Below are 26,974 nucleotides of genomic sequence, written 5' to 3'. Positions count from 1 at the left end.
CTGCCTCGCCGCCTAGTTTGCCCAATCGGGCGCCGCGGCGTCTGTCGCAATCACCGTAAACGAGTAGTCGTACCTATTCGAGCCGTCGTCGATCACGATGTGAAAGGGTAGTGTCTCACCGCCGGCCTCGCGCCAATCGGAGAACGCGACGCGAATCTCGGGCGCGCCCGTATATTTGAAAACGAAGGCCGTTGGGCGATCAGGCGCCGCGCCAAGCACGAGGTGCGAGACCCCGCCATAAGGCCAATCGCCATCGCGGGTTGCGCGGCGCTCCCCCGCATCCTCGATCTCGCCAGCGCGGAGGTTGTTATGAATAGCGTCGAAGTTCAGCAGCAGCGCGCGAAATTGATGGCCAAGCACAATTGTACGCAACATCTGGCCGCCGACCTCGTCCGGGGCGGCGCTGGTCGAGGCGAGCGTCCCTAATATGCCGGAGATTTGCACTTCGCCATTCGGCCGCGTCTGCCGCAAAGCTGCGTGGTCCGCGGCTGCAAAGTACGTCTCGAGCACGTAGGTGCGGCCGTTCGAAACGCTCACGTTCGCAGACGTAAGAATGCCGCTGCTGCCTTGAGGCGTTGCGCAGGCGCCGAGCGCAAGCAGCGCCAGCGCGATCAGAGATCGTCCAAGACTGCGCAACACTGCACCCCACCGCCCGGTGCGCTCAGCGCCCCGTTTGCCCGCGATGGCGCAGCATCGCATCGGCCAACACGCACGCCAACATCGCTTCGACGACTGGCGCGCCGCGAATGCCGACGCACGGATCGTGGCGGCCCTTGGTGCTGACCTCGGCGTTCTGGCCGCTGCGGTCGATGGTGCGGCGCGGTGTGAGGATGGACGAGGTGGGCTTGATCGCCACGCGCGCCACGATTGGCTGTCCAGTAGAGATGCCGCCAAGCACGCCGCCGGCGGCGTTGGAGAGAAACACCGGTTTGCCGTCATTGCCGGCGCGCATTTCGTCGGCGTTCTCGACGCCGGTGAGCGCGGCCGCAGCGAATCCCGCGCCGATCTCGACACCCTTCACTGCGTTGATGCCCATCAACGCGCCCGCGATCTCCGCGTCGAGCTTGGCGTAAACCGGTGCGCCCCAGCCGGCAGGTATGCCTGTCGCTTCAACTTCAACGATCGCGCCCACCGAATTGCCGGCGCCGCGCGTCTCATCGAGCAGTGTCTCCCACTGCTTCGCCGCATCGGCGTCAGGCGACCAGAACGGGTTGTTCTCGACTTCGTTCCAATCCCACTTGGCGCGGTCGATTGCGATCTTGCCGATCTGCACCAGCGCCGCGCGGATTTGCACGCCGTCGCCGAGCACCCGTCGAGCCACCGCGCCGGCGGCGACACGCGCGGCGGTTTCGCGCGCCGACGAACGCCCGCCGCCGCGATAGTCGCGCAGGCCGTATTTGGCGTCGTAGGTGTAGTCGGCGTGACCGGGCCGATAGAGATCGCGGATCGCGTCGTAATCCTTGCTGCGCTCGTCGACGTTGTCGATCACCAGCGAGATCGGCGCACCGGTGGTCACGAGGCCTTCGGTGCGATCGTCCTCGAACACGCCAGAGAGGATTTTCACTTCATCCGGTTCGCGCCGCTGCGTGACGAAGCGGCTTTGCCCTGGTTTGCGGCGATTGAGCCAGAACTGAATGTCCGCCGCCGTCAGCGGCAGACCCGGCGGGCAGCCGTCAACCACGCAGCCCAACGCCGGCCCATGGCTTTCGCCCCAGGTGGTGACGCGGAAAAGGTGGCCGAACGTGTTGTGGGACATGAGCGTGGAAGGGCTTATATCGATTGGACAAAGAAGGGGAGCACGATTCCTTGTCCGGTGACGACCTGATCCCGCCTTCGCCCCATTACGATCCGACGGCCACGCCGCCGCCGGATGACGCCACGCTGTTCGCCGAGGGCGAGCCGTTCGCGCTGTTCGAACGCTGGTTCAAAGAGGCGCGCGAGAAAGAGCCGAACGATCCCAACGCCATGGCGCTGGCGACGGCGGACGCATCGGGCCTGCCCGATGTGCGCATGGTGCTGATGAAGGCGTTCGAGGACGGCGCGTTCGTGTTCTACTCCAACACGGAAAGCGCCAAAGGAACGCAGCTGGCCTATAACAGCCAAGCCGCCATTTGCTTCCATTGGAAAAGTCTCGGCCGCCAAGTGCGCGCGCGGTGTGTCGTGAGCTTCGTGTTGGACGCTGAGGCGGACGCCTACTTCAAGACGCGCGACCGTGGCGCGCGGTTAGGGGCGTGGGCCAGCACGCAATCGCGGCCGCTGGAGGATCGGTTGGCGTTGGAAAAGCGCATTGCCGAGTACGCGCTAAAATACGGCGTCGGCGAGGTTCCTCGGCCGCCGCATTGGCGTGGGTATCGGCTGACGCCGCTCTCGTTCGAGTTCTGGCGCAATCGACCGTTCCGTCTGCACGACCGGCTCGTGTTCAAGCGCGAGACGCCGGTGGGGCCGTGGTCCAGAAGCCGCCTTTACCCGTAGCTGACGTAGCCGGAGGGCGCCGTTCAAGTTCGCGCCGCCTGACAGGACATTTGCGGCGGCGGCGCAACCGCGCTTTATTGGCGCCAACAAACATAAACGGGAGACGCGACGATGCTTGGGCTGATGCAGGACTGGCCGCTGACGGTCGAGAAGGTGATCGACCACGCCAAGGCCAACTTCCCGCGCCGCGAGGTGGTGACCCGTAGCGTCGCTGGCCCGATCACGCGCAGCGACTATGCTACGGTCTGGGCCAACGCCAAGCGGGTCACCAACACCCTCAGAGCGCGGGGCGTCAAACTGGGCGACCGCGTCGCGACGTTGGCCTGGACCACCGACCGTCACATGGAGGTCTGGTACGGCGCGATGAACATGGGCGCGGTGCTTCACACCGTAAATCCACGCTTGTTCCCCGAGCAGATCGCCTGGATCATCAACCACGCCGAAGACAAGGTGCTGTTCTTCGACGCGACGTTCCTGCCCATCGTCGAAAAGATCGCGCCGCTGCTGAAGAGCGTCGAAGGCTACGTCATCCTCTCCGATCGCAGCGACATGCCGAAGACGGCGTTGCCGAACGCCACCAGCTACGAAGACTTCATCGCTGGACTGTCCACGCAGGCGCAGTGGGGCGGGTTCGACGAACAGACCGCCTGTGGGCTCTGCTACACGTCGGGCACAACGGGCGACCCGAAGGGCGTGCTCTACTCGCACCGCTCCAACATCCTGCACGCCATGATGGCCAACCAGACCGATGGTTTCGGCTGCGGCGCCGCGGATACCGTGCTGCCGATCGCGCCGATGTTTCACGCCAACGCCTGGGCCATCGCGTTTGTGGCGCCGATGTGCGGGGCGAAGCTGGTGATGCCGGGGCCGAAGCTCGACGGCGCCAGCATCTACGAGATGATGGAGACCGAAGGCGTGACGTTCTCCTGCGCCGTGCCGACGGTGCAGATCATGCTGCTGAACTTCATGCGCGAGAACAATTTGAAGCTCTCGACCTTGAAGCGCGTCGCGGTGGGCGGCTCAGCGATTCCGGAAGCGGTGTTGCGCGCTTACGAGGAGGATTACGGCGTCGAAGTGATCCATGCCTGGGGCATGACCGAGATGAGCCCGATCGGCACCTTCGGCAAACTCCATCCCGAACACGCCAAGCTCGATCACGAAGGCCGCATCAAGGCTAAGTTGAAGCAAGGCCGTGCGCCGTTCGGCGTGGAGCTGAAGATCACCGACGACGAAGGCGTAGAAAAGCCGCACGACGGCAAGGCGTTCGGGCGCTTGATGGTGCGTGGCCCCGCTGTGGCGCGCTCGTACTTCAAGAACGCCGGCGCCTTGAATGAGAAGGGCGAGTGCCTGCAACCGTGCGGGTTCTTCGATACTGGCGATGTCGCCACGCTCGACGAGCTTGGCATCATGCAGATCACCGACCGCGCCAAGGATGTCATCAAATCCGGCGGCGAGTGGATCAGCTCGATCGACATCGAGAACATCGCGATCGGCGCGGAGGGCGTCGCCAACGCAGCGGTGATCGGCGTCTATCACCCAAAGTGGGATGAGCGCCCGCTGCTGGTCATCGAGCCGAAGCCCGGCGCGCAGCCGACCAAAGAACAGCTGCTCAAATATCTCGAAGGCAAGATCGCCAAATGGTGGACGCCGGATGACGTGGTGCTGGTGGAGAAAATCCCGCTCGGCGCCACCGGCAAGATCAACAAGCTGGCGCTGCGCGAGTTGTTCAAAGACTATCGGCTGCCGAACACGCAGGCGGCGGAGTAGGTGGCGACGCAAGTGCGATCGCCAATGCGGTTCGTTTGTGCGCTCTTCGCCGCCACCTTGGTGCTGTCCGCGTGCAGCAAGTTTCCGTGCGTTTACCTCATCAACAACAGCGGCGGTGTCGTTGAAGTTCTGCGCGTTGAGGCGGACCGGGATTACTACGGCCCGGTTGGCAGGTCGTTTTTCGGTGGCGTCCGGATAAGGGATCGATCAGGGCAGGAGATTCTGTATCGCTCCAGTGACCTCGAGGTACGCGTTGAGTTGAAAATCGGTCGTTGCACCTTGCGATATGCATTGCCTCCAACGGTGACATCATCCAACGCGGCCGCAGTGGTTCAACTTGAGTCAGACCACAAACTCTATCTCGTCGCTGAGAACGTTTGGGATGCCGGCCGATCCCATGAGCGTCCCGTCGAGATGTGGCCCCAGCAACCAGAAGGGTTTCCGGTGGAGCCGGTCGGCGGATGCGCTTGATGGAACCGCGCTCTAGGTTCCGCGTTTTCCTCGCGAACCGAAACGCAAGGCACTAACCCACGGCCACACCCTTCCGGACTAGGTCGACGCCCACAAAGAAACGGCCCCGAGCAATCGGGGCCGTTTTCGTTTGTGCGCCGGGTGCCCGGACAGGAAAAAACGGCGCCGGTTTGACCCGGCGCCGCTTTCTGCTTTCGCGTCCCAGTATTGCTACCGTTCTGCTTCAGCAGGGAGAGAACACGTCGACAGGCAATTCGTTCCGCGCGTCCGCTGCAATTTTTTCACGGAGGCGTAGGCCGTTTGGCTAGCCCGTGCGCCTGATACCGCGCGCGTTGGAAAGGTTGGATATTTGCGCCTCACACTGGGGAGTGGGATGCGCTTTCGGATCGAATATCTAGTGGAAACCACCGAGCAGAACTCGGTCTGCCACACGCGCTCGTTGGGCGAGAGAAATCTGTTGCTGGTGTCGATGCAAGCGCACGCCTGGAGCGCGCGGCCGCGCTCCAAATTCGGCGCGGGCGGCTTCCAAATCCGTGACCTGGCTGACAACGGCCGCATCATCGCGCTCGAGACCTTCGACGGCCCGGTGCAGTCGGTCCACTAAGCCGCGCGCTTCAGCCAATACTCGTTCTCGACGCACGGCGGCCCCTCGCAGCCGACGCGGCCCAACTCCACCAGCCGGATCATGTGCGCAAGCACCGAGTGGCACGCGGCCGGATGCAGCCGCTTGTCCACGTCGGCGTAGATCACGCTGACCATATCCTTGATGCGGCGCTGGCCGGCTTGCAGTTGCGCCAGGATTTGCGCTTCGCGATCGAGGCGGTGATCGATGAAGGCCTGCACGAACGGGCGCACATCGCGCACCGGCGGGCCATGCGTCGGCCACAGCGTGGTGAAGTCGCGGTCGCGCACTTTTTCGAGGCTGTTGAAATAGTCGGTCATGTCACCGTCGGGCGGCCCGATGACGGTGGTGGACCAGCCCATGATGTGGTCGCCGGGGAAGAGCGCGTTCTCTTCGATCAGCGCGTAGGCCATGTGATTGGTGGTGTGGCCGGGCGTGAACACCGCTTCGATGGTCCAGCCTGGGCCGCTGAAGCGATCGCCGTCTTGCACGTTGATGTCCGGCTGGAAACTGCGGTCATCCGATGCTTCCAAGCGGAGCTCATCGCATTCGCTCGGCTTCGGCGGAATAGTGCTGGAATAGACTTTGGCGCCCGTGCGCGCCGCCAGCGGATGCGCCGCCGGGCTGTGATCCATGTGGCGGTGCGTGACGAGGATGTGCGTAACGCGCTCGCCTTCGACGGCGCGCAGCAGCGCTTCGATGTGTGCATCGTCATCGGGGCCGGGATCGATGATCGCGACCTCGCCCTTGCCGACGATGTAGACGCCGGTGCCCTTGAACGTGAACGGGCCGGGATTGTTGGCCACGAGCCGGCGGATCAGCGGGCTGACCTGCTGGGCCTCCTCGTAGACAAAGTCCATCTCGTGCACGAACGGGATTTTGGAAGCCATGGCAGCGCCTCAGGCGTTCTCGCCGCGGACGAAGGCGCGGAAGGCCTTTGCCAGCATCCGCGTCGCCACCACTTTGTCGGGCAGGTTCAAGCCGATGGGCGGGCCCATGTCGGTCTTGTTGGCGTCAACAATGGTCAGTGCGCCATCCGCCTTATCGCGCAACACGTCCACGCCGCCCCAATCCAAGCCGATCTCGCGCGTGAACGCGCTGATCTGTTCGAGTTCCGCGGGGCTGAACACCTCCTCGGGCTGCCGGAGCAGCACTTCGGTATTCGTGTTGAGGAAGCGCTTGGTTACTTGCCGGCGCTTGATGAACACACACACGGCCTTGCCGCCAACCGTGCAGGTGCGGAGATCTTCCACCAGGTCCGGATGCGCGGCCATGCGATTGTCGATCACGCGCTGGTAAACGCGGCCGGGAATGGCCTGCGTCGGGCACTGCACGATGCGGCCATCATGCGCCGCGTTAATCTCAGACTTCTCGACCGCGGGGCCGACATGCGTGCGGGGATCAACCGCAAGCGTTCGACCGAAAGCGACGGCGCTGGCGCGCGAGACGTTAGTTTTTGAAACGTCGTTGCAGCGGAAATTCACCAAGTGCGCGCCGCTCTTTATCCGCGCGGGCGCATCGTTGGGGCTATAGGTGGCGTCTTCGAAGTGCATCACGACGTCAGCGGCGGACGCATCCTTCGTGTATTTCGCGCCCGCGGCGCGTGAGACGGCCCAGATTAAATACCAAGGCCGCGCGCGTTCGGGCGTGAAGCTAATGGTGAAGTTCGGCGTCAGCGCCTCGATGCGTTGGGCCGCGAAGAAATACGCGAACCAGGCCGAGACCTGCTTCAGCACTGATGGTGAATAAGGGACGCGCGCGCCGGTCTTGCGCACGGTCAGGCCGGTCAGCCCGAACTCGAAATCCTTGAGCCAGACCTTGCCCGAGGTCTGGAACACCCGTGGGGTTGCGTCCGTCATCGGTTAAAACGGCCCGGCGTTTGCAGACGAGCAGGCCATGGCCGCCGCTGCGTTCAATATCGGTATGTTCGCGTTGGATCGCGTTCGCACGGTGCTGGTCGCCTTGTCCTTGATCGTCTTGCTGAAGACGGTTTGGGTCCTGATGACGCCTGTCGGCTAGGACTTGGGCGCCAGCGTGTCGAGCGCCCCCCGCGCCCCTTGTAGATCGTAGCCCGCCCTGGCGGCCAAGGCGATTATTTCATCAGGACGCCGCGCCCCGGACAGGGCCTGCGCCAGGGCCCACGCCATAATCGACCGCTTGCCGGTCCGGCAATAGGCCAGGACAGGGCCTTTCGTCTCATCCAGCAGGGCGGCCGTCTCAGCGACGACGCCGGGGGGGGTGCGCCCGGTATAGGGGAGGCTCACGAACCGCATCCCGGCCGCCTCGGCGGCCGCCTTCATTTCGGCTTCGCGCGGTTGGCCCGGGTCTTCGCCGTCAGGCCGATTGACGATGACGGCGGCAAAGCCCTCAGAACTAGCACGCGCGATATCAGTGGGCTCCAGCTGGCCAGCGACGGCGAATTCGGGTGTGACGCGGATGTACTCAGTCATGCCTTCGCCACGTTGACACGGCTTACCGGGGACGCAAGGTTCGCCCGCTTTTCGCCGCTTCGGCGCAATTAGGACGTAGGGATGCTCGCACAAGTCGTTCGGCGCCTTATCGTCGCGATACCTACGCTACTCTGCATCGTCGCCGCCGCGTTTGTGCTGATGCACCTCGCGCCGGGCGGGCCGTTCACGAAGGAGCGGCAAGTCCCACGTGAGATCGAGCAGCGCCTGGAAGCCAAGTTCGGCCTCGACCTGCCGATCGAGCAGCAATTGATCCGTTATCTGGTGGGGGCCGAAGAAGGCGGCGGCTTGCTGCGCGGCGATCTTGGGCCGTCCATGACTTACAAGGACAAGGACGTCGCCGACATTCTGGCCGAGGGCGCGCCGACGAGCCTACTGCTCGGCCTCGGCGCTATGGCGGTCGCGCTCATCGTTGGCGGCTCTCTCGGCATCCTGGCGGCGCTCCGACAGAACAAGGCGCAAGACTACGCCGTCATGGCGATCGCCATTTTGGGGGTGTGTTTGCCGCCCCTTGTGGTCGGGCCGCTTCTACAGCTCTTGTTCGGCGTCGAGTGGCGCATCTTGCCCACGCAGGGGCTCTACCGCGACGAGTTCGGCATCCGCTATTTGTTGCTGCCGATCCTGACCTTGGCGCTGCCGCTGACGGCTATCGTCTCGCGGCTGATGCGCGCCAGCATGATCGAGACCATGCGCTCCAATGCCATCCGCACCGCGCGCGCCAAGGGATTGCCCGAAGCGCAGATCGTGTGGCGCCACGCGCTGCCGATCGCGCTTTTGCCGATCGTCTCCTACGCGGGACCGGCTTTGGCCGCGGTGATGTCCGGCTCATTCGTGGTTGAAACCGTCTACGCCCTGCCGGGCATCGGCAAGCAATTCGTTATCGCTGCTCTGGGGCGCGACTACACGGTCGTGATGGGCGTGGTGTTGGTCTATTCGGTGCTCATCATTGTCCTGAACCTCTGCTCGGACCTCATGTATCGTGTCCTTGATCCGCGGGCGCGCACGGCATGAGCGACATTTTCATCGAAGACACCGCGCCGGCGCCGGCCACGATCAAGGGCCGCTCGCTCGGAGAGGACGCTTGGCGGCGTCTCATGCGCAACCCGGCGGCGGTGACGAGCCTCTACGTCGTCACCATCCTGGTTCTGATCGCAGTGTTCGGACCGCTGCTTTGGGTTCACGACGCGGATGTGATCTTCCGCGATCGCGTCGGCGTTCCGCCGACCTGGGATCACATGCACGTCCTCGGCACCGACACTGAAGGGCGCGACATGGTTGCGCGCTTGATTGGCGGGCTTGGCATTTCGCTGCTCGTCGGAGCCTGCGCGACAGTGGTGGCGCTCACCATCGGCGTCGCCTGGGGCGCAATCGCCGGGTTCATCGGCGGCTGGCTTGACGATCTGATGATGCGCATCGTCGACGTGCTCTACGCCATTCCGTTCGTATTCTTCGTCATCGTGCTGATGACAGTCGTCAATGTACCGGATCCAGGCCTGAAGCTCATCCTCGTGTTCTGCGCCATCGGCGCCGTGGAATGGCTGACCATGGCCCGCATCGTGCGCGGACAGACCATTGCGCTGCGGAGCCGCGAGTTCGTGGAAGCCGCGCGCGCGTCGGGCGCGAAGCCGTTGCAGATCGTGTTCCGCCACATCGTGCCGAATGTGCTAGGCCCGGTGATCGTGTTCGCGACGCTCAACATCCCCGTTATCATCCTGGCCGAGAGCTTCCTGTCGTTTATCGGCCTTGGCGTGCAGGAGCCGCTGGCGTCGCTTGGCAGCCTCATCTCCTACGGCGCCCGCCAGATGATCGTCGCGCCGTGGATGCTGATCTCGCCGGCGTTATTGATGCTGGTCACGCTGCTCGCGCTCAATTTCCTGGGCGACGGCTTGCGCGACGCACTCGATCCGAAGGAGCGCTAATGTCCGCCTTCTGGACCAATCGCAGACGTTTATTGGCCGGAGCCGGCGGCTTGACCGCCGCGGCCTCGCTTGGCGCTTGCGCCAATGCTTCCGTGATCGGGTTCGACAAGGGAAAGCGCACGCTCGATTGCGCCAATCAGGGCGAGCCATTGTCGCTCGATCCCCACAAAGCCAACGGCATCTGGGAAAACAACATCATCGGCAACATGTTCATCGGCCTCACCACCGAGAACGCCGCCGGTGAGCCGGTCCCCGGCATGGCCGAAAGCTGGGATGTCAGCGAAGACGGCCGTACCTGGACTTTCCATCTGCGCCGCGCGACCTGGTCGGACGGTGAAGCGTGTGACGCACACGATTTTGAGTTCGCCCTGAAGCGCATCCTCAATCCGGAAACGCTCTCCGAATACGCGGCGATCCTCTACCCAATCAAGAACGCAGAAGCGATCAACAAGGGCGACATGTCGTACACCAATCTCGGTGTCCGAGCGCTCGACGATCTGACACTCGAGATTCAGCTAGAGCATCCGGCGCCATACCTGCCGCAATTGCTGAAGCACTACACCGCGTTCCCGGTGCCGAAGCACGTGGTTGAACGGCTCGGCGCGGACTGGATCGATCCAGCCAATTGTGTCGTCAACGGCCCGTACAAGCTGGTGCGCTGGTGGTCGAACTACGTCGTCCACCTCGAACGCAACGCGGTGTTCTGGGACAACGACAATGTCGTGCTCGAGCACCTCTACTTCTATCCCGCCACCGATGTGAACGCCGCGGCGCGCAAGGTGATGAGCGGTGAGGCGGGGTGGTCGAACCGGTTTCCATCAAACCAGGTGGAAGAGCTGCGCCGCGCGCTGCCCGGCTTCGTGCGCGTAGCACCTTACCTGCTGACCAATTATTTCTCGTTCAACATGACCAAGGCGCCGTTCAACGATGCGCGCGTGCGTCGCGCGCTCACCATGTCGCTGAACCGCGAATTCCTGTGCGAACAGATCTATCGCACCGGCGAGCAACCCGCGTATTCGTTCGTGCCGCCGGCGATCGCGAACTACATCTCAAACGCGCGCTATTCGTGGGCCAACGTCCCGCTCGCGCGCCGTCGCGCGGATGCCGTCGCCCTGCTGCGCGAAGCGGGTTACGGCCCCAACAATCCGCTCCGCTTCGCATTCTCGCACCGCAACACCAGCGACAACCCACGCGTCGCCGTGGTCGTCCAAGCCGATTGGCGCGAGATTGCGCCGTGGGTCACGGTGGAGCTCCGCGGCGTCGAGGCTCAAGTGCACTACGCCAATCTGCGCTCGAAGAATTACGATGCCGGCGACGGCGGCTGGGTCGCCGATTACAACGACGCCAAACAATATCTCTATCTCTTGGAAACGCGCACAGGTCCGCAGAATTATCCGGGCTACTCAAACCCCGAATACGATCAACTCGTGCACGCATCGGATTTTGAGCCGAACGCCCTGCGCCGCGCGCAAATCATGATGCAAGCCGAGCAAATGGTGCTGGACGACGCGCCGATCTGCACCAGCGTGTTCATGAACTCCACCAACCTCGTGCACCCGGACATCACTGGCTACGAGGATAACCTCGAAGACATCCACCGCGCGCGCTGGTTCGGGATTCGAACCTAATCGTCTTGGCCGCCGTGTTGTTTGTAAGCGGCGTATGCAACCAGGCAGAGGAAGAGCCCCATTGGAATCCAGTAGAGCCACGGGGGCACGACGCCAGCAATTCCCAGGCTGCCGAAACCAACAATCGCAAACAACAGCAGAATCGCATGTCCTAATGTTGGTTTCGGCATGGAATGCGCTTCCAGACTAGAACGGCCCGCCAGCTTCTTCGCTGCCAACCGCTTTGATCGCGAACGCGTAGTCGTGCGCGACTTCGCGCAGGAATTCAAAGCGTCCCGCCGAACCAGCGTGTCCCGCGCCCATATTGATCTTCAACAGCACAGGCCGCCCGCTCGTGGTGTGCGGACGCAACTTCGCCGCCCACTTCGCCGGCTCCCAATATGTCACGCGCGGATCGGTGAGGCCGCCGGTTGAGAGCATCGCCGGATACGCTTTGGCGTTGATGTTCGTGTAGGGGCAGTAGGACGCGATATAGTCGTACGCCTCCGCATCCTCCAGCGGATTGCCCCATTCAGGCCATTCCGGCGGCGTCAGTGGCAGCGAGGTATCGCTCATCGTGTTCAGCACATCGATGAACGGCACTTGCCCGATCACGCCGGCCCACAAGTCCGGCCGCATGTTCGCGATCGCGCCCATCAGCAATCCGCCAGCCGAACCGCCTTGCGCCACGATGTTGCCGGCGCGGCCGTAGCCAGCACCGATCAGCTCTTCTGCGACGGTGATGAAATCGCTGAACGTGTTCTTCTTCTTGAACCGGCGCCCATCCTGAAACCAGCCGAAGCCCATCTCCGACCCGCCGCGCACGTGCGCGATGGCGTAGATCCAGCCGCGGTCGACGAGGCTAAAGCGGCGGATCGAGAAATCCGCGTCCATCGAGATGCCGTACGAGCCATAGCCGTAGAGCAGCAGCGGCGCGGTTCCGTTGAGCGGCGTGCCGCGCTTGAACAGCACGGTGATCGGGATGCGCTTGCCATCGCTCGACGTCGCAAAGAAACGCCCGGTGAGATAGTCGGCGGGATTATGCCTCGACGGGATTTCCTGCGTCTTGCGCAACACCTGCGTGCGCGCCGCCATGTCATAGTCAAACCACTGCATCGGCGTGGTCGGCGATTCATAGACGTAGCGCAGGTTCGTGGTGTCGAACTCATAGCCGCCGGCCATTTCGAGGTTGTACGCTTGCTCGGTCAGCGCGATGGCGTGTTCATCGCCGCCGCGATGATGGATCACGATCTGCGGCAGCGCGTTCGACCGCTCCACACGGACGAGATAATCCTTCGCCGCGCCCAGACCCAGAATGTAGCGGCCTTCCTGATGCGGCAGGAATTCGCGCCAGTTCGCACGCGCCGTGCGGCCGGGCTCGGCCGTCATCACTTTGAAGTCCACCGCGTTGTCGGCGTTGGTCAGCACGTACCAGCGGCCATTCCAGTGCGTCGGCGTGTAAAGCAGATCTTCCTCGCGCGCGCTGAACAGCGTTGGCGCCGCCGTCAAATTGCTCGCGGGGATGGTGTAGTATTCCGACTGGCTGCCATTGCCCGCCGTAATGAGCATAAACTCGCGGCTCTCGGTCGGGCCGACGCCAAGGAAGAAGCCGTCATCCGGCTCGTCGTAAACCAGCGTATCTTCACCGCCGCGGGCAAGACGGCGATAGATTTTCGCAGGCCGGCCGTTGTCATCGCGGAAAGTCCAGAAGATCAAAGAAGAATCCGGCGCCCAAGCGAAATCGCCGGTGCAGTTTGCGATTGAAGCCGGAAGCGTCGCGCCGCTGGCCAGATCCTTCACGTAGACCGTGTAGATTTCCGAGCCTTGCTCATCGACCGCGTACGCCAGCATCGTGTGATCGGGCGAGTGCTGCGCTGAGATGACTTTGTAGAACGTCTTGCCCTGCGCCTGCGCATCGACGTCGAGCAACACTTGCTCCGGGCCTTCGCTGCCGCGCGGGCGGCGCGCGTACTTCGGATGCTGAGCGCCGGTCTCGAAGCGCCGATAATATTCCCACGGCCCATCCGGCGCCGGCACCGAGCTATCGTCTTCCTTGGTGCGCCCGCGCATCTCTTGATAGAGTCGCTCCTGCAGCGCCGCTGTCGGTGCCATCACTTGCTCGCGATAGGCGTTCTCCGCATCGAGATAGGAGCGAATCTCCGGCTGCAGCAGCGTGGGATCACGCATCACCGCTTGCCAGTTCTCGTCTTTCAGCCACGCATAATTGTCGACGCGCGTGCGCCCGAGTTGCTCGATCGTCTTCGGCTCGATGCGCGCGACAGGGGGCGTAAGCGGCGCGACAGGTTCGGTCATGGGTGCATCCGTTGAGGCGCAAGCGGGAAGGAGGGCGAGGGTGGGCACAGCAGCGCTGGCCTGGAGCATTTGTCTGCGATTCATGGCGGCTTTCTTGGCGAAGGCGGCGGCGCGGTCAATCGCTCAAGTGAGCCGTAGCAGCAGGGCCGTTGCGTCATCGCTGGATTTGAAGCGCGGATGCTTGGCGCCGCCCGCGTCTGCGGTCTCGATTGCCCGCAATTCGCGGCCAAGCTCCTGCAACCCTTTGTCGAGCGCGGCTTTCACCAGTCCGCCCGCGTCATAGACCTTGTAGCGGTCCACCAGCGCGGAAAAACCATCGGTGCAGAGCAGCACATGCGCCGGACGCTTCAGCGGCAACGTCCACACCCGCGCATGATCCGCGCATTCCGACTGCAGCCCAAACACCCAGTAATGTCCGCCGGACAAATTGTGTTGAGCCCGCACACTGCGCAGCATAGTCATCGTGTCAGGATCGCGCAGCAAAGCCGCTGAACCTGCTCGCTTCGACGCTTCGCGCGCGCGCTCCCGCTCATCGTCGGTCCCACTGTCGCGCGAGCCTGCGCTGTGGGCGCCCCCGTCCGAGTCCGATGCAAAGCAACGGCAGTCGCCGAGGTCTAGGCCAATCAAACCGTCGCCGGTTTCGCCCACGGCCAGAACGGACGCGGTGGGGCTTTTCCAGCGCTCGTCAGCGCCACCAAACTTGTCGAACGCCATCTTGGCCTGCACAGATGCTTGCCAGATCAGTGAGCGAATCCGATGCGCGGAAACTTCAGTATGAGGCGCATTGCGGTTGAACTCGTCGTGAAGTTGATACGCAATCCACGCGGCGTCGGAAGCCCATGGTGAAATTGGAGGCGACACCAAGTCCGTCGCGCCATCGATCACCCAAGCGAACGAGCCGAAGGCCCCCGCAACATCGTCATTCTGTTTGTTGCGATCGCCCGCGAGCGAGATCGCCTCGATCAGCGTCAGCATCAGCCAGGATACATCAGCGACACGACTTCAGCGACACACGCCGGCCGCTCTTCGCCTTCGATTTCGATCGTAAACTGGTTGGTCACCTGATAGGCGCCGGTGCGCATCTCACACGACAGAATGGTCGTCCGCATGCGCACGCGCTTACCGACCGGCACCGCGTTGGTGAAGCGCACCTTGTTGGAGCCGTAATTGATGCCGCGCGAAACACCGGAATACGAAATGATGTTCTTGGCCAAAAACGGGATCAGCGACAGCACGAGGTAGCCGTGCGCGATCGGCCCGCCCAACTCCTTGGTTGCGCGCTCGATATCGACGTGGATCCACTGGTGGTCACCCGTCGCGTCGGCGAAACGGTTGACCCGGTCCTGGGTGATCTCAAGCCAGTCCGAGACGCCGATCTCCTGGCCCACCAGGCTCTGGATCTCCGACAGCGGAATTTCGCGCATAGCCATGGCTGCTCCCTCGGGCTCGATTTGGAGGTAAGGCCAGGGGCTCGCGTTGTCGAGTTGCCGCCACGTACCGGGCGCCAGACGGGCGCTAGCGCCGGCCTTTGGCGACAATCGCGACACGCCCGGGCTTCAAGGTTGTGAGGGCATCTACAATCTTGTTGGCGAGCGGCCGGAGGTCTTGAATCCTGTTCGACTTGGCGCGCAATACGACGATCCCGAAGGAGAGACTGGCGGCGCGTTGTTCGGTTGGAAGGTTCTTGTCAACTGTGACAAAGGCGTCGAACTGAGCGGCGGCGATCCGTTTCAGCAACTCACCATTCTTGAGGCCGTCGAATCCTGCTTGTTGCACTGTCTGCACGTCGTGACCGGTCAAGTCGTCCCCGAGAACCCTTGGTAGGCACTCGTCGAGGATGACGCGCACAGGCTACTCCGCTGCAGTTGCGGCCACTGCCGCAAGGTGCTCACGTGCTGCTTCGAGGAATGCGACAGCTTGTTCGCGGCGAACACTCGGGAAGTGATCTAGGAAGGTGTCGAGCGTATCGCCGCCCTCGAGGTAATCGGTGAGGTTTTTGATCGGCACGCGAGTGCCGGCAAAGACGGGTTCACCACCCAAAATGTCCGGATCGCTCACAACCAACGCCATTGCGACAAGATGGCGTGTTTTCGCCCCGCCTGCAACGCCGCGCACCTATGCCGAAACGGGTTTTCCCAGCACTTCCCAGGCCCCGCGACACACGCTATCTCGCGCCCATGTCCCTAGACCCGCTCGCGCCAGGCACCCTCGCGCTCGCCGAAGAATTCGGCCTCTCCCGAGATGAGTACGATCTCGTCCTGGAAAAGCTTGGCCGCACGCCGAACGTCACCGAACTGGGCATCTTCTCGGTGATGTGGAGCGAGCACTGCTCGTACAAATCCACCCGTGTCCACCTCGCGAAATTTCCGACCACGGCGCCGCACGTGATCTACGGGCCGGGCGAGAACGCCGGCGCCATCGATATCGGCGAGGGCCTCGCCGCCATCTTCAAGATGGAAAGCCACAACCACCCGAGCTTCATCGAGCCGTTCCAAGGCGCCGCGACCGGCGTCGGCGGCATCCTGCGCGACGTGTTCACCATGGGCGCGCGGCCAGTGGCGATCATGAACGCGCTGCGCTTTGGCGAACCGGATCACCCGAAGACGCGCAAACTGGTCGACGGCGTCGTCAGCGGCATCAGTTTTTACGGCAATTGCGTTGGCGTACCGACGGTCGGCGGCGAGACCAATTTTGACGCCCGCTACAATGGCAACATCCTGGTCAACGTGTTCTGCCTCGGCATCGCCGACAAAACCAAAATCTTCACCAGCGCAGCCAAAGGCGCGAACAATCCCGTCGTCTATGTCGGCGCCAAGACGGGCCGCGACGGCATCCACGGCGCCACCATGGCAAGCGCGGAGTTCGACGATGATTCCGACGCGCAACGCCCGACCGTCCAAGTCGGCGATCCCTTCCTCGAAAAGCTCTTGATCGAAGCCTGCCTCGAACTGATGGCCACAGACGCCATCATCGGCATCCAAGACATGGGCGCTGCGGGTCTCACCTCATCGTCCGTCGAAATGGCGTCGAAAGGCGAGGCCGGCATCCTGCTCGATCTCGACGCGGTGCCCGCGCGCGAAGAGGGCATGACGCCCTACGAGTTCATGCTCAGCGAAAGCCAAGAGCGCATGCTGATGACGCTGAAGCCCGGCCGCGAAGCCGAGGCGAAAGCGATTTTCGAAAAGTGGGGCCTCGACGCCGCCGTCATCGGCCAAACCACCGACACCGGAAACCTCACACTCCGCTGGCACGGCCAGATCGTCTGCGACATCCCGCTGGGCCCGCTCGCTGACGAAGCGCCGAAGTACGAGCGCCCGTACGTGCAGCCGCTGAAAGCCATCCCGCTGACCGAAGGCGAAACCAAGCGCCTGAACGACGAATATCCCGGCTTCGCCAAATCGCTCACCACTTTGCTCTCGCAACCGGACCAAGCCTCGAAGCGCTGGATCTGGGAGCAGTACGATCGCCACGTCATGGGCGACACGCTGGCCGATAGCGGCGGCGACGCCGCAATCGTCCGCCTTTACGGTTCACAACGCGCGCTCGCGATGACGTGCGACGTGACCCCGCGCTACGTCGAAGCCGACGCCTATGAAGGCGGCAAGCAAGCCGTCGCCGAAGCCTGGCGCAATCTCAGCGTCACCGGCGCGCGCCCCCTCGCGGTCACCGACAATCTCAACTTCGGCAATCCGCAACGCCCCGAAGTCATGGGTCAGATCGTCTACGCGATCGAAGGCCTCGCCGAAGCCTGCCGCGCGCTGGAGTTTCCGGTGATCAGCGGCAATGTCTCGCTCTACAACGAGACCAACGGCCAAGCCATTCTGCCCACGCCCGCCATCGGCGGCGTCGGCATTATCGACAACATGGAACGCCGCGCCACCGCCGATGCACTGAAACCGGGCGATGTGCTGGTGCTGATCGGCGAAACAGAAGGCCATCTCGGCCAATCGATCTACGCGCGCGATCTCTACAAACTCGGCGGCGCGGCGCCTAAAGTCGATCTCGCGCTGGAAAAGAAGAACGGCGACTTTGTCCGCGCGCTGATCTCAGACGGCACAATCCGCGCCGCGCACGATCTCAGCGACGGCGGCCTCGGCATCGCCGCCGCCGAAATGGCGCTCGGCTCAGACGTCGGCGTTTCACTCGGCTACCAGGGCGATCTCAGCGACGCGGCCTTCCTCTACGCGGAAGACCAAGCCCGCTACCTCATCGCCATCCCGGCCAACAAAGCCGACACGCTCGATCAACGCGCCCGCGCGGCGGGCGTGAGCTACCTCCTCGTCGGCGAAGCGGGCGGGCGCGAGATCAGCTATCTCGGCGCCACCGGCAACCGCGAGCGCGTCTCACTCGAAGACCTGCGCAAAGCTCACGAAAGCTGGCTCCCCGCCTATATGAAGGTGGCGCACTAATTTCTTTATCCTCCCCGCTTCGCGGGGAGGCGGGCGCCACGGAGTGCCAATGCCCCAATACGACTACGATCTCTTCGTCATCGGCGCGGGCTCCGGCGGCGTGCGGGCGGCGCGGCTTGCCTCCAAGTCTGGCGCGCGCGTCGGCATTGCCGAGCAAGTGCAGATCGGCGGCACCTGCGTGTTGCGCGGCTGCGTGCCGAAGAAGCTGTTCGTTTACGCCAGCGAATTTTCGCAAAACTTCCGCGACGCCAAGGGTTTCGGCTGGACCGTCGACTGGGCGCGCTTCGATTGGCCGACGCTTCGCGACACCGTGCAGAACGAAGTCAACCGGCTCTCCGGCCTCTACACCAAGAACCTCGAAGCCGCCGGCGTCGCCATGCACGACGACCGCGCCATCGTCGTCGATCCGCACACCGTGCGCCTCTCCCGCAGCGGCCGCGATTTCACCGCCGAGCGCATCCTGATCGCCACCGGCGGCCACACCTTCCGGCCGACCAAAACCCGCGGCCAAGAGCTCGGCATCACGTCCACGGACGCGTTCACGCTGAAAGAGCTGCCGTCCAAGATCGTCATCGCCGGCGGCGGCTACATCGCGGTGGAGTTCGCGACCGTATTCTCCGGCCTCGGCGTCGACACCACCATCGTTTATCGCGGCGAGCGTATCCTGCGCGGCTTCGACCACGACATCCGCGCCCACGTCCAAGCCGATCTCGAACGCACCGGCGTCAAGATCATCTGCGGCTCCACCATCGATGAAATCACCGCGCTCACCGGCGACCGCAAGCTGGTGAGCCTCTCGAATTCGATGAAGATCGAAACTGATCAAGTGATGTGGGCGGTCGGCCGTGAGCCGAACACCGCAAACATGGGCCTAGAAGCCGCCGGCGTGCGCCTCACTGCGCGCGGCGCCGTCGCCGTTGATGAATATTCCCGCACCAGCGTGCCATCGATCTGGGCCGTCGGCGATGTGACTGATCGCGTCAACCTCACGCCAGTCGCCATCCGCGAAGCCATGGCCTTCATCGAAACCGAATTCATGGCGCGCCCAACGGCGTTCGATCACGCCGATGTCGCCAGCGCCGTGTTCTCACGTCCGCCCGTGGGATCTGTTGGCCTCACCGAAGAGCAAGCGCGCGAGAAGGGGCACAAGCTACAAATCTTCCGCAGCGTGTTCCGCCCGATGAAGCACATCCTCGCCAACAACGAGCAGCGCGTGCTGATGAAGATGGTGGTGGATGCCGAGAGTGATCGCGTGCTCGGCGTTCACATCGCCGGCGTGGACTCACCGGAGCAAATCCAACTCGCCGCCATCGCGGTGAAAGCTGGCCTTACCAAAGCACAGTGGGACGCCACCTGCGCCGTGCACCCGACTGGCGCCGAAGAACTCGTCCTCATGGGCGAGCCCGTCGCGCACGACAACGAAGCGCCGGCTTAAGCGTGTAGCGACGCCGCCTTCGACAAGCTCAGGCTGACGCTGGCGGTTGGCCCGTATGCCAGAATTGGCGTCACCCTGAGCCTGTCGAAGGGCGACGCCACGCACAAGCAAACGAGGCGCTTGCTTTCGCAAACGCCTCGCTCGCGCTCCCGAGTCTCAGCTCTTAGCTGCCCGACGGCCCGCCGCGCAGGCCCGAGCCATCGCGCCGTCCATCGCGATCGTTGTCCCGATCGCCGCGACCATCACGCCCATCGCGATCGTCGTCATTCCAATCGCGGTCGCCGCCGCGCCCATCGCGTCCGTCGCGATAATTGCGCTCGTCGTCGTTATTCCAGCGGCGATCGTCGCGGTCGTAGCGGCCGAAGCGATTGTAGCGGCCGTCGAAGCCGCGCGTTTCGCGGACGGCCCAGCCGCGCATCTGCAAGTGCGGCGCGAAGATGCGGTCCACCGGCCGGCGGGAGCGGCCATCGAACACGAACGCGACGCACCCTTGGCGGTTGCAACGGTCGGTGTAGGCGTAGGTCATGCCGGGCCGGAAATGAAACGGCCGGTCGAGCAGGCGATAGAACATGCGGTCGCCGCGGTCGAAATCGAACGTGCGGCCATCTTTGCGAATGGTAATCTCGGCGCGGTGGCGATAATCGCCGCGATAGTCTCCGCGGTCGCCGCGGCGGTAGTCCTGGGCCGAGGCGACGCCAGCGGACGCCAGTGTCAAAGCGGCAAGCGCGGCCGCGAACAGCTTGTTTTTCATAGCAGAAGTGCTCCCGAGACGCGCCTTGCAGCGGTGTGTCTCAACTTCCCTCGCGACACAGATTGGCGCCGCTGCGCTGAATCCCGACTGAGTTTCCTGTTCGTATTGCAGTGGAGAGGCTGTCCGCGCCGCTTGACCCAAATTTACCAGAAACTAACCCTCCGGGCCGACCGTCCGGGTCCGTTTTGACGGAGGGGGCCGAATGCCCGCGCGTTTAGTTTCGGTGATCAACATGAAGGGCGGCGTCGGTAAATCGACGACGACCGTTTCGCTCGCCGAATCGTTGGCGTTGCACCAGCGCCGCCGCGTCCTGGTGATCGACCTCGATCCGCAAACCAATTGTTCGATCATGATCGCCGGCCCGGAGAAGTGGAACAAGATGCGCGAAGCCGAGCGCACGCTCGACTTCTTCTTTGAGAGCTACATCGTTCAGCAGAAGGCCAAGCCCTTCAAATCGCTGATCGAGAAAAACGTCAGCGATCTGAAAGGCAAGGCCGACGTTGCGCTCTGCGCTTCGGCGCCGGAATTCCGCATCGTCGAACGCGACATGATCGAAAGCTTCGTCAAACGCGGGTTTCAGATCGACCAGATTCAGAAATGGATTTGCGAGCGCTTCGCCAACGGCATCAAGAACGTGGTCAACGAGTACGACTACATCCTGATCGATTGCCCGCCCGGCATTTCGCTGTTCGCGGAAGCGGCCCTGATCGCCGCCGACGCCATCCTGGTGCCGACGATCCCGGATTATGTGTCGCGGCTCGGCCTCATCACCTTCCGCAAGCGCGCGCTGCGTTTGATCAACGAGCGCCGGGGTGGCCCGTCGCAGCTCATGGTGCTCGCCACCAAGTACGACGACACGTTCTCGCTGCACCGCTCCGAAGCGCAGCTGCTGAAAGACAATCTCGGCGAGGCCATGTTCGACGTGCGCATTCCCCAGCACGTCGATATCGCGAAGGCCGCCGAATGGTCGGAAACCCCGCGCACGTTCGAACAGAAGTACGGCGCGATGGCGGGCGTCATCAAAAAGCTCGGCGAAGAATTCCAGAGCAAGGTGGAGCTCGGCCCTAGCATATGAGTCTCAACAAGACGCTCGACCGCTTGTTTGACGAAATTCGCCGCGAAGCGAAGCGCAACCCCGATTTCGCCAATCGGCTAGACGCGGTGCTGCAACTCCACGACAGCCGCCGCGACGTGCCGGACGGCGTCGTGGAAGATGTCGCTTCATACTCCCCCGCAAGCGGGGGAGGTGCTGAGCGCAGCGAAGCGGAGGGGCGCGTTGCGCCAGCTGAAACACCAGCGCCAAAACCAATCACCGCACCCGCGAAAACCAAGAAGGGCGAACCCGCGCCCGACATCAATCCCGCCGGCCTCTACAAGCGCGAAGGCGAAGCCGCCCTCAGCGCCGCACTCCAAGGCCAAAAGCTCACCGCGCTCCGTGCTCTCGTCACCGAACACAATCTCGACCCCAGCGGCGTCACCTCAACGCTAACGCGCGACGAACTCGCCGCCCACATCGTCGACCAAGCCAAACGCCGCGCCGAGCGCGACGAGAAGATGTTCGACTACTAACTTTCGTGGATCCAGCTTTGCTCGTCGAGAAGGACGGAGCGCATCTGTTCGATCCATTCTCCGCGCTCGCGATCCCAAATCGGAAACGCGCCAGCAAAATCCCAAACACACCAGCCCATGCCTTCTGCTTCGCACGCGTCGCGCACCGCACGGGTCCAAAGCGCGCGCTGACCCAACGCCACAGCGCGATTCACGCCAAACTCTCCCAATTGCATGGCGTAGCCGTGCTGGCGCGCCCAACTTGCCGCCGCGCCGATGTGTCGGCGCAATTGAGAAAGATCGTCTCCATTGCCCCACGCGCGATCAAACGTCGGCGCATCATCGCCCAACCATTCCGCGCCCTGATGCGTGAACGCGTGCGGCTCGTAATAGTGCACGCTCACCGCGATGTTCTCTCCCTCGGGCGGGCGCCAATCGCGCAGTGCGTCGATGTTCTGCCAATTGCCGGGCCCCAGTACGATCAGCCGTTCCGGATTGCTCTCGCGAATGACGCCCACGACCTCTGCCTGCAACTCCCGTAACGCTTGCGCCGACCAATGCGCGCCGTTCGGCTCGTTGAGGGGCTCGAAGAAGACGCGCTCAGACGCATAGCGATACGACTCCGCGATGATCCGCCAGATATCGAGGAAGCGTTGCCGAAACTCCGAGTCCGGTCCTGCATCATTGAATGCGTCGTAGTGGTGCATGTCGATCTGCACAAACAAGCCGAGACTCGCCGCCTTACCGGCAACTTCCGACACGCGGTTGATCAGATCGCGCTGAATGAGAGTCCCGCCACCTGGACGAGCGTCCCATCGCACCGGCAGCCGCACGCCATCGAACCCAGCATCGGCGATCGCGCGCAAGTGCGCGTCCTCGATCCGATAGCCCCACTCGCCCTCGTTCGGCGCTTCGAGCGCGTTGCCAAGGTTCACGCCGCGCCGCATCGGGAAGGGCGGCGCCGGCCCTTGACCGCCCGCCGGCCCGCACGCGGCCAGCGCTGCTGCGGCGCCAAGAAGGGTCTCGCGGCGATTCATCGGTTGCAGCTTACGCCATTCCCCCGCTAACACCGCCCCAATGTTCGACAAAATCCTCATCGCCAACCGCGGCGAAGTCGCCGTCCGCATCATCCGCACCGCGCGCCGGCTCGGCATCAAGACCGCCATCGTCTATTCCGAAGCCGACGCCGACAGCCTTGCTGTCGATATGGCCGACGAAGCCGTCTTCATCGGACCGCCGCCCGCTGCGCAAAGCTATCTCGTCATTGACAAGATCGTCGACGCCGCGCGCAAGACCGGCGCGCAAGCCATCCACCCCGGCTTCGGCTTCCTCTCCGAGAAAGCCGAGTTCGCCGACCGACTGCTGGCCGAGAAGATCACCTTCATCGGCCCCAACCCCCACGCCATCCGCGCTATGGGCGACAAGATCGAGTCCAAGAAGGCCGCGCAAGAAGCGGGCGTCTCTTGCGTGCCGGGCTTCATCGGCGAAATCGAAGGCGTCGAGCACGCCGTGCAGATCTCGGAAGAGATCGGCTACCCGGTCATGATCAAGGCCAGCGCCGGCGGTGGCGGCAAAGGCATCCGCGTCGCGTTCAACAAGAAAGATGTGGAAGAGGGCTTCCCCGCCGTGCGCGCCGAAGCCAAGGGCGCGTTCGGCGACGACCGCATTTTCATCGAGAAATTCGTTACCGCGCCGCGCCACATCGAAATCCAAGTGATGGGCGACAAGCACGGCAACGTCGTGCACCTGTTCGAGCGCGAATGCTCGATCCAGCGCCGCAACCAGAAAGTCATCGAGGAAGCGCCGTCGCCGTTGCTCGATGAAAAGACGCGCATGGCCATGGGCGAGCAGGCCTGCGCGCTCTCACGAGCCGTGAACTACGACAGCGCCGGCACGGTCGAGTTCGTCGCCAGCGGCGCCGACAAGAGCTTCTTCTTCCTCGAGATGAACACGCGTCTCCAAGTCGAGCACCCAGTCAGCGAGATGATCACCGGCCTCGACCTGGTCGAGCAAATGATCCGCGTCGCCGCCGGCGAGAAGCTGGCGTTCAAGCAGAAGGATCTGAAGATCAAGGGCTGGGCCATCGAGAGCCGCATCTACGCCGAAGACCCGTACCGCAACTTTCTCCCCAGCATCGGCCGCCTCCGCGCCTACCAAGCGCCCGCCGAAGGCAAAACCGGCGACGTCATGCTGCGCAACGAAACCGGCGTCCGCGAGGGCGACGAAATTTCGATGTTCTACGATCCGATGATCGCCAAGCTCATCACCCACGCGCCAACGCGCATCGCCGCCATCGACGCCCAGGCCGCCGCCCTCGACAATTTCCTCATCGACGGCATCGCCGACAACATCCCGTTCCTCGGCGCGGTGATGGAGGAAAAGGATTTCCGCAAAGGCGATTTCACCACCGGCTACATCAAGGACCATTTTCCGAATGGCTTCGAAGGCGTCGCGCCCACGCCGAAGCAACACAAGCTCCTGATCGCCGCCGCCGCTCTCGCGCGCTCCTTCACCGCGCGCCGCGCCACAGAAGTCAGCGGTCAGCTCAATGGCGGGCTTAAGGGCGATTGGCAGCGCGCCTGGACCGTCATTCTCGACAAAGTCCACCACCTCACTAACGTCGATCTCGACGAAACCGGCGCCGACGTCACCATCGACGGCAAGAAGCACCGCATCGACACTGTGACGCGCCCCGGCGCGCGCATCATCGAAGGCAAGTTCGACGGCCAGCCGTTCTCGGTGAAAATCAAAACCGCCCCTGGTGGCTACACATTGCGCCATCGCGGCGTCACCGCGCTCGCACTCGTCGCCACCCCGCGCGGCGCCGAGTTGTTCAAGAAGATCCCGGAAAAACAAAAAGCCGACACTTCGAAGCTGATCGTCTCGCCGATGCCCGGCCTCGTCATCTCGATCGACGCCAAAGCCGGCCAAGAAGTGAAAACCGGCGAGGGTGTCGCCGTCGTCGAAGCCATGAAGATGCAAAACATCATCCGCGCCGAACGCGACGGTGTGGTCAGCAAAGTCCACGTCGCCGCCGGCGCATCCGTTGCGGCGGACGAGGTGATGCTTGAGCTGGCTTAGCCTCCAGCGTTGAAGTTGTCCCTTCTCCCGCTGTTGCGCGAGAAGGTGGCCCGAGGGCGACCGGCCGCTACGTCGTTATGGAAACCCGCGCGATCGACGCCACCGGCGCATCAGGCCGGTGCTTCAGCTCTTCTTCCACCAGCCGCGCTATGTCCTGCAGCATCTCGATCTGAGCCGCGCTCAGATTGCGCGGCTTGTGATCAACGATGCACAACGCGCCGACACGGCTGCCATCATCGCCGCGCAGCGGGATGCCGGCATAGAACCGCACGCGCGGGTCGCCCACCACGGCGGGGTTCTCCGCGAAGCGATCGTCCTGCAGCGCGTCGGGCACCACGAGCGGCGCGTCTTCGAGGATGGCGTGCGAGCAAAATCCGATATCGCGCGGCGTCTCGCTGAAGTCGAAGCCCAGATGCGACTTGAACCATTGCCGGTCGCGATCGACCAACGTCACCAGCGCAATCGGCGCGTCGAGCGCCGCGGCGGCGATGCGGGTGTGCCGGTCAAAACGCTCTTCGGCGGCGGTGTCGAGCAAACCGAGCCGATGCACCGCTTCCAGACGCGCTTCTTCGTCTTGCGGCAGGATCGCCTTCCGCCAGCGCAACATCGAGCGCATCAGCCACGCGCGCATGCGCGAGCGCGCGTACTGCACGCTGTAGGGCCGCGTCAGCCAGTCGGTGACGCCAGCGGCTGCGCCGCGCTCCGCATCGACGCCGGCCTGATCGGTGACAACAATGATCGGTATCTCGCGCGCCGCTTCGCCCTGCAGTGCGCGCAACTCCTGACAGAGCGCGATCGGATCAACGCCCGGAATCGCGTCGCCAACAAAGATGAGCGAGGGAATAGCGCTTCGCGTCGCTGCCTTCAAATCTTCGATCTGCAACGCCGACACATTTGGTATGCCGTCAGCCTCGGCCGCCTCCGCCAGCACCGCGAGCTCATCTGCGCCGACGCCCGTGATCAACACCAATTCGTTGTCGACAGTGGTGGTCGGCGACACCAAGCTCGACGGCAGATACGGGACGAACTTTTCCTTGGCTTCCAACGCACGCAACTCATAGACGCTGCCCTCGGCGGCGCCGGTGACGAGCAGCGGAGAGCCGGCATCGTCCGCACGCGTCCGCGCCGTCTTGATGAGCTGATCGACAGCGTCATCACCGCGCCCAGGATCATGATGATAAAGCGCCACCTGCCGCACATTGGCGGCGGCAGCCATATCGATGACGTACTCGATCGTGCTATGGCCCCAGCCGATCTTGGCCGGATATTCGGCCGCCGTGTATTGCGCGTCGTGTATCAGCAGATCGGCGTCGCGGATGAACTCAACGTGCGCCGCGTCGCCAGCTTCGGGCGGCTCGGTGTGGCCTTCGCCGGCGCTGTGGCTGTGCGGCTCATGATCGGACGCATAGACCAAAGTCGCGCCATCCGTCTCGATCCGGTAGCCGACCGTGAGGGCAGGGTGATTCAAATATTGCGTCGTGATGCGCGCCCCGCCGATCGAGAACCCGCCTTCGACCACTTCATGATAGTGCACAGTCGCCGCGAACGCATTCAGCGCCACCGGGAAGTAGGCGTACTCCATCTGCCCGGCCAGCACTTCGCGAAGCGATTGGTTCAGCCCACGCGGCCCATAAACGTGCCACTCATTGCCGGCAACGAAGAGCGGCGCGAAGAACGGCAAGCCCTGAATGTGATCCCAGTGCGTGTGCGAGATCAGGATGTGGCCCGTGCGGCCCTTGCCTTGCTCTTGCAGCGCTTGGCCGAGCGCGTGCGCGCCCGTTCCGCAATCGATCAAGATGATCGCGCCGGAATCCGTGCGCACCTCGACGCATGAGGTGTTGCCGCCGTAGCGGATTGTGGTCGGGCCTGGCGTCGCGATCGAACCGCGCGTGCCCCAGAATCGCACCTGCATTGCGCGGCCTTCCTTGTGGAGTTGGCGAGGCGTGGTGCAGGCCTACCACGCTGGCGCGCGTGGGCACAGCTTAGGTTCGGCGCTGCCCCGCAGCATCAAGCGGCCACAAAAATCGCCTCGCCCCTACAGAAATGGGGACAAACCAATTGTCTTCAAGAATTGCCAGCGGACTGATTTTGGCTGACATCGCCGCAATTCA

General features: G+C 63.5%; 26 protein-coding genes. 12 read left to right on the top strand and 14 right to left on the bottom strand.

The genetic code is table 11. The annotated features are described in order from the left end of the window. Positions 1 to 12: 12 nt before the first annotated feature. Both DSM104635_RS12695 and aroC read right to left on the bottom strand, forming a co-directional pair. Positions 13 to 639: a hypothetical protein gene (locus tag DSM104635_RS12695; RefSeq protein WP_158766556.1), complete on the bottom strand. Its 627-nt coding sequence runs from the start codon at positions 637 to 639 to the stop codon at positions 13 to 15. A gap of 22 nt (positions 640 to 661) precedes the next feature. Further along, the gene (gene aroC, locus DSM104635_RS12690) at positions 662 to 1,756 is read right to left on the bottom strand and encodes a chorismate synthase (RefSeq protein ID WP_158766555.1); all 1,095 of its coding nucleotides are present in this window, start codon (positions 1,754 to 1,756) and stop codon (positions 662 to 664) included. Between the two features lie 50 nt (positions 1,757 to 1,806). Between aroC and pdxH the strand changes: the two genes are divergently transcribed. The 3 genes from pdxH to DSM104635_RS12675 all read left to right on the top strand — a co-directional run bounded on the left by pdxH (position 1,807) and on the right by DSM104635_RS12675 (position 5,314). Further along, complete coding sequence (gene pdxH, locus DSM104635_RS12685) at positions 1,807 to 2,472, top strand: pyridoxamine 5'-phosphate oxidase (RefSeq protein ID WP_158766554.1); 666 nt, start codon at positions 1,807 to 1,809, stop codon at positions 2,470 to 2,472. Positions 2,473 to 2,583: 111 nt separating this feature from the next. Further along, positions 2,584 to 4,239 carry a long-chain-fatty-acid--CoA ligase gene (locus DSM104635_RS12680; protein WP_158766553.1) on the top strand — a complete coding sequence of 552 codons (1,656 nt, stop codon included), beginning with the start codon at positions 2,584 to 2,586 and terminating at the stop codon, positions 4,237 to 4,239. 844 nt (positions 4,240 to 5,083) lie between these two features. Then, complete coding sequence (locus tag DSM104635_RS12675) at positions 5,084 to 5,314, top strand: hypothetical protein (protein WP_158766552.1); 231 nt, start codon at positions 5,084 to 5,086, stop codon at positions 5,312 to 5,314. On the opposite strand, the gene DSM104635_RS12670 is transcribed toward DSM104635_RS12675, so the two are convergent. Both DSM104635_RS12670 and DSM104635_RS12665 read right to left on the bottom strand, forming a co-directional pair. Then, positions 5,311 to 6,222, bottom strand: a complete 912-nt coding sequence (locus DSM104635_RS12670; RefSeq protein WP_158766551.1) for an MBL fold metallo-hydrolase — start codon at positions 6,220 to 6,222, stop codon at positions 5,311 to 5,313. The two genes, DSM104635_RS12675 and DSM104635_RS12670, sit on opposite strands and share 4 nt — an antisense overlap. A 9-nt stretch (positions 6,223 to 6,231) precedes the next feature. Then, on the bottom strand, positions 6,232 to 7,191 hold the full coding sequence (locus DSM104635_RS12665; protein WP_228445679.1) for a hypothetical protein: 960 nt from the start codon (positions 7,189 to 7,191) through the stop codon (positions 6,232 to 6,234). A gap of 37 nt (positions 7,192 to 7,228) precedes the next feature. Here DSM104635_RS12665 and DSM104635_RS20025 point away from each other — a divergent pair, with 37 nt between their 5' ends. Beyond that, a complete protein-coding gene (locus DSM104635_RS20025) occupies positions 7,229 to 7,351 on the top strand; it encodes a hypothetical protein (protein WP_267129027.1) in 123 nt (40 codons plus the stop codon). On the opposite strand, the gene DSM104635_RS12660 is transcribed toward DSM104635_RS20025, so the two are convergent. Next, positions 7,348 to 7,782: a protein tyrosine phosphatase family protein gene (locus DSM104635_RS12660; RefSeq protein ID WP_158766550.1), complete on the bottom strand. Its 435-nt coding sequence runs from the start codon at positions 7,780 to 7,782 to the stop codon at positions 7,348 to 7,350. The genes DSM104635_RS20025 and DSM104635_RS12660 overlap by 4 nt on opposite strands. An 81-nt stretch (positions 7,783 to 7,863) precedes the next feature. Here DSM104635_RS12660 and DSM104635_RS12655 point away from each other — a divergent pair, with 81 nt between their 5' ends. From DSM104635_RS12655 to DSM104635_RS12645, 3 genes are read left to right on the top strand one after another with little or no spacing between them, the layout of a single operon-like run. Continuing rightward, on the top strand, positions 7,864 to 8,811 hold the full coding sequence (locus tag DSM104635_RS12655; RefSeq protein ID WP_158766549.1) for an ABC transporter permease: 948 nt from the start codon (positions 7,864 to 7,866) through the stop codon (positions 8,809 to 8,811). Then, entirely contained in the window at positions 8,808 to 9,719 is a 912-nt protein-coding gene (locus DSM104635_RS12650) for an ABC transporter permease (protein ID WP_158766548.1), read from the top strand. The genes DSM104635_RS12655 and DSM104635_RS12650 overlap by 4 nt, the downstream gene beginning before the upstream one ends. Next, positions 9,719 to 11,347 (top strand): peptide ABC transporter substrate-binding protein, encoded by a 1,629-nt coding sequence (locus DSM104635_RS12645; RefSeq protein ID WP_158766547.1) that lies wholly within the window; start codon positions 9,719 to 9,721, stop codon positions 11,345 to 11,347. The genes DSM104635_RS12650 and DSM104635_RS12645 overlap by 1 nt, the downstream gene beginning before the upstream one ends. On the opposite strand, the gene DSM104635_RS12640 is transcribed toward DSM104635_RS12645, so the two are convergent. The 6 genes from DSM104635_RS12640 to DSM104635_RS12615 all read right to left on the bottom strand — a co-directional run bounded on the left by DSM104635_RS12640 (position 11,344) and on the right by DSM104635_RS12615 (position 15,697). Continuing rightward, positions 11,344 to 11,517 carry a hypothetical protein gene (locus tag DSM104635_RS12640; RefSeq protein WP_158766546.1) on the bottom strand — a complete coding sequence of 58 codons (174 nt, stop codon included), beginning with the start codon at positions 11,515 to 11,517 and terminating at the stop codon, positions 11,344 to 11,346. The two genes, DSM104635_RS12645 and DSM104635_RS12640, sit on opposite strands and share 4 nt — an antisense overlap. Before the next feature lie 16 nt (positions 11,518 to 11,533). Further along, complete coding sequence (locus DSM104635_RS12635) at positions 11,534 to 13,723, bottom strand: prolyl oligopeptidase family serine peptidase (RefSeq protein WP_158766545.1); 2,190 nt, start codon at positions 13,721 to 13,723, stop codon at positions 11,534 to 11,536. Positions 13,724 to 13,762: 39 nt separating this feature from the next. Next, entirely contained in the window at positions 13,763 to 14,614 is an 852-nt protein-coding gene (locus tag DSM104635_RS12630) for a protein phosphatase 2C domain-containing protein (RefSeq protein ID WP_158766544.1), read from the bottom strand. Further along, positions 14,614 to 15,069: a MaoC family dehydratase gene (locus DSM104635_RS12625; RefSeq protein WP_228445678.1), complete on the bottom strand. Its 456-nt coding sequence runs from the start codon at positions 15,067 to 15,069 to the stop codon at positions 14,614 to 14,616. The genes DSM104635_RS12630 and DSM104635_RS12625 overlap by 1 nt, the downstream gene beginning before the upstream one ends. An 85-nt stretch (positions 15,070 to 15,154) precedes the next feature. Continuing rightward, the gene (locus tag DSM104635_RS12620; RefSeq protein ID WP_158766543.1) at positions 15,155 to 15,487 is read right to left on the bottom strand and encodes a DUF5615 family PIN-like protein; all 333 of its coding nucleotides are present in this window, start codon (positions 15,485 to 15,487) and stop codon (positions 15,155 to 15,157) included. 3 nt (positions 15,488 to 15,490) lie between these two features. Continuing rightward, positions 15,491 to 15,697, bottom strand: coding sequence for a DUF433 domain-containing protein (locus DSM104635_RS12615; protein ID WP_267129026.1), 207 nt, complete (start codon positions 15,695 to 15,697; stop codon positions 15,491 to 15,493). 119 nt (positions 15,698 to 15,816) lie between these two features. Here DSM104635_RS12615 and purL point away from each other — a divergent pair, with 119 nt between their 5' ends. Together purL and gor are read left to right on the top strand one after the other, a co-directional pair. Beyond that, positions 15,817 to 18,048, top strand: coding sequence for a phosphoribosylformylglycinamidine synthase subunit PurL (gene purL / locus DSM104635_RS12610; RefSeq protein ID WP_158766541.1), 2,232 nt, complete (start codon positions 15,817 to 15,819; stop codon positions 18,046 to 18,048). A 49-nt stretch (positions 18,049 to 18,097) separates the two neighbouring features. After that, positions 18,098 to 19,483, top strand: a complete 1,386-nt coding sequence (gene gor / locus DSM104635_RS12605) for a glutathione-disulfide reductase (protein WP_158766540.1) — start codon at positions 18,098 to 18,100, stop codon at positions 19,481 to 19,483. A gap of 163 nt (positions 19,484 to 19,646) precedes the next feature. Here the strand turns inward: gor and DSM104635_RS12600 are convergent, their stop codons facing one another. After that, positions 19,647 to 20,234, bottom strand: coding sequence for a hypothetical protein (locus DSM104635_RS12600; RefSeq protein ID WP_158766539.1), 588 nt, complete (start codon positions 20,232 to 20,234; stop codon positions 19,647 to 19,649). 202 nt (positions 20,235 to 20,436) lie between these two features. Here DSM104635_RS12600 and DSM104635_RS12595 point away from each other — a divergent pair, with 202 nt between their 5' ends. Then, the gene (locus tag DSM104635_RS12595) at positions 20,437 to 21,309 is read left to right on the top strand and encodes a ParA family protein (RefSeq protein ID WP_158766538.1); all 873 of its coding nucleotides are present in this window, start codon (positions 20,437 to 20,439) and stop codon (positions 21,307 to 21,309) included. Then, positions 21,306 to 21,803 carry a hypothetical protein gene (locus DSM104635_RS12590; protein WP_158766537.1) on the top strand — a complete coding sequence of 166 codons (498 nt, stop codon included), beginning with the start codon at positions 21,306 to 21,308 and terminating at the stop codon, positions 21,801 to 21,803. Before DSM104635_RS12595 ends, DSM104635_RS12590 begins: the two co-directional genes overlap by 4 nt. On the opposite strand, the gene DSM104635_RS12585 is transcribed toward DSM104635_RS12590, so the two are convergent. Continuing rightward, positions 21,800 to 22,819 carry a glycoside hydrolase family 5 protein gene (locus tag DSM104635_RS12585; protein ID WP_158766536.1) on the bottom strand — a complete coding sequence of 340 codons (1,020 nt, stop codon included), beginning with the start codon at positions 22,817 to 22,819 and terminating at the stop codon, positions 21,800 to 21,802. The genes DSM104635_RS12590 and DSM104635_RS12585 overlap by 4 nt on opposite strands. Before the next feature lie 40 nt (positions 22,820 to 22,859). Between DSM104635_RS12585 and DSM104635_RS12580 the strand changes: the two genes are divergently transcribed. Continuing rightward, a complete protein-coding gene (locus tag DSM104635_RS12580) occupies positions 22,860 to 24,863 on the top strand; it encodes an acetyl-CoA carboxylase biotin carboxylase subunit (protein WP_158766535.1) in 2,004 nt (667 codons plus the stop codon). A 67-nt stretch (positions 24,864 to 24,930) separates the two neighbouring features. On the opposite strand, the gene DSM104635_RS12575 is transcribed toward DSM104635_RS12580, so the two are convergent. Continuing rightward, positions 24,931 to 26,775, bottom strand: coding sequence for an MBL fold metallo-hydrolase (locus tag DSM104635_RS12575; protein ID WP_158766534.1), 1,845 nt, complete (start codon positions 26,773 to 26,775; stop codon positions 24,931 to 24,933). Between the last annotated feature and the right edge of the window lie 199 nt (positions 26,776 to 26,974).

The organism is Terricaulis silvestris (assembly GCF_009792355.1).
Taxonomy (GTDB): Bacteria; Pseudomonadota; Alphaproteobacteria; order Caulobacterales; family Aquidulcibacteraceae; genus Vitreimonas; species Vitreimonas silvestris.
This window is presented reverse-complemented; position numbering and strand designations above follow the sequence as displayed.

What these genes read in the sequence shown, in the direction of transcription:
- aroC (WP_158766555.1), bottom strand. Translation starts at nt 1,756, where the DNA reads ATGTCCCACAACACGTTCGGCCACCTTTTCCGCGTCACCACCTGGGGC.
- DSM104635_RS12680 (WP_158766553.1), top strand. Translation starts at nt 2,584, where the DNA reads ATGCTTGGGCTGATGCAGGACTGGCCGCTGACGGTCGAGAAGGTGATC.
- DSM104635_RS12675 (WP_158766552.1), top strand. Translation starts at nt 5,084, where the DNA reads ATGCGCTTTCGGATCGAATATCTAGTGGAAACCACCGAGCAGAACTCG.
- DSM104635_RS12670 (WP_158766551.1), bottom strand. Translation starts at nt 6,222, where the DNA reads ATGGCTTCCAAAATCCCGTTCGTGCACGAGATGGACTTTGTCTACGAG.
- DSM104635_RS12665 (WP_228445679.1), bottom strand. Translation starts at nt 7,191, where the DNA reads ATGACGGACGCAACCCCACGGGTGTTCCAGACCTCGGGCAAGGTCTGG.
- DSM104635_RS20025 (WP_267129027.1), top strand. Translation starts at nt 7,229, where the DNA reads ATGGCCGCCGCTGCGTTCAATATCGGTATGTTCGCGTTGGATCGCGTT.
- DSM104635_RS12660 (WP_158766550.1), bottom strand. Translation starts at nt 7,782, where the DNA reads ATGACTGAGTACATCCGCGTCACACCCGAATTCGCCGTCGCTGGCCAG.
- DSM104635_RS12655 (WP_158766549.1), top strand. Translation starts at nt 7,864, where the DNA reads ATGCTCGCACAAGTCGTTCGGCGCCTTATCGTCGCGATACCTACGCTA.
- DSM104635_RS12650 (WP_158766548.1), top strand. Translation starts at nt 8,808, where the DNA reads ATGAGCGACATTTTCATCGAAGACACCGCGCCGGCGCCGGCCACGATC.
- DSM104635_RS12645 (WP_158766547.1), top strand. Translation starts at nt 9,719, where the DNA reads ATGTCCGCCTTCTGGACCAATCGCAGACGTTTATTGGCCGGAGCCGGC.
- DSM104635_RS12640 (WP_158766546.1), bottom strand. Translation starts at nt 11,517, where the DNA reads ATGCCGAAACCAACATTAGGACATGCGATTCTGCTGTTGTTTGCGATT.
- DSM104635_RS12635 (WP_158766545.1), bottom strand. Translation starts at nt 13,723, where the DNA reads ATGAATCGCAGACAAATGCTCCAGGCCAGCGCTGCTGTGCCCACCCTC.
- DSM104635_RS12630 (WP_158766544.1), bottom strand. Translation starts at nt 14,614, where the DNA reads ATGCTGACGCTGATCGAGGCGATCTCGCTCGCGGGCGATCGCAACAAA.
- DSM104635_RS12625 (WP_228445678.1), bottom strand. Translation starts at nt 15,069, where the DNA reads ATGGCTATGCGCGAAATTCCGCTGTCGGAGATCCAGAGCCTGGTGGGC.
- purL (WP_158766541.1), top strand. Translation starts at nt 15,817, where the DNA reads ATGTCCCTAGACCCGCTCGCGCCAGGCACCCTCGCGCTCGCCGAAGAA.
- gor (WP_158766540.1), top strand. Translation starts at nt 18,098, where the DNA reads ATGCCCCAATACGACTACGATCTCTTCGTCATCGGCGCGGGCTCCGGC.
- DSM104635_RS12600 (WP_158766539.1), bottom strand. Translation starts at nt 20,234, where the DNA reads ATGAAAAACAAGCTGTTCGCGGCCGCGCTTGCCGCTTTGACACTGGCG.
- DSM104635_RS12595 (WP_158766538.1), top strand. Translation starts at nt 20,437, where the DNA reads ATGCCCGCGCGTTTAGTTTCGGTGATCAACATGAAGGGCGGCGTCGGT.
- DSM104635_RS12590 (WP_158766537.1), top strand. Translation starts at nt 21,306, where the DNA reads ATGAGTCTCAACAAGACGCTCGACCGCTTGTTTGACGAAATTCGCCGC.
- DSM104635_RS12585 (WP_158766536.1), bottom strand. Translation starts at nt 22,819, where the DNA reads ATGAATCGCCGCGAGACCCTTCTTGGCGCCGCAGCAGCGCTGGCCGCG.
- DSM104635_RS12580 (WP_158766535.1), top strand. Translation starts at nt 22,860, where the DNA reads ATGTTCGACAAAATCCTCATCGCCAACCGCGGCGAAGTCGCCGTCCGC.
- DSM104635_RS12575 (WP_158766534.1), bottom strand. Translation starts at nt 26,775, where the DNA reads ATGCAGGTGCGATTCTGGGGCACGCGCGGTTCGATCGCGACGCCAGGC.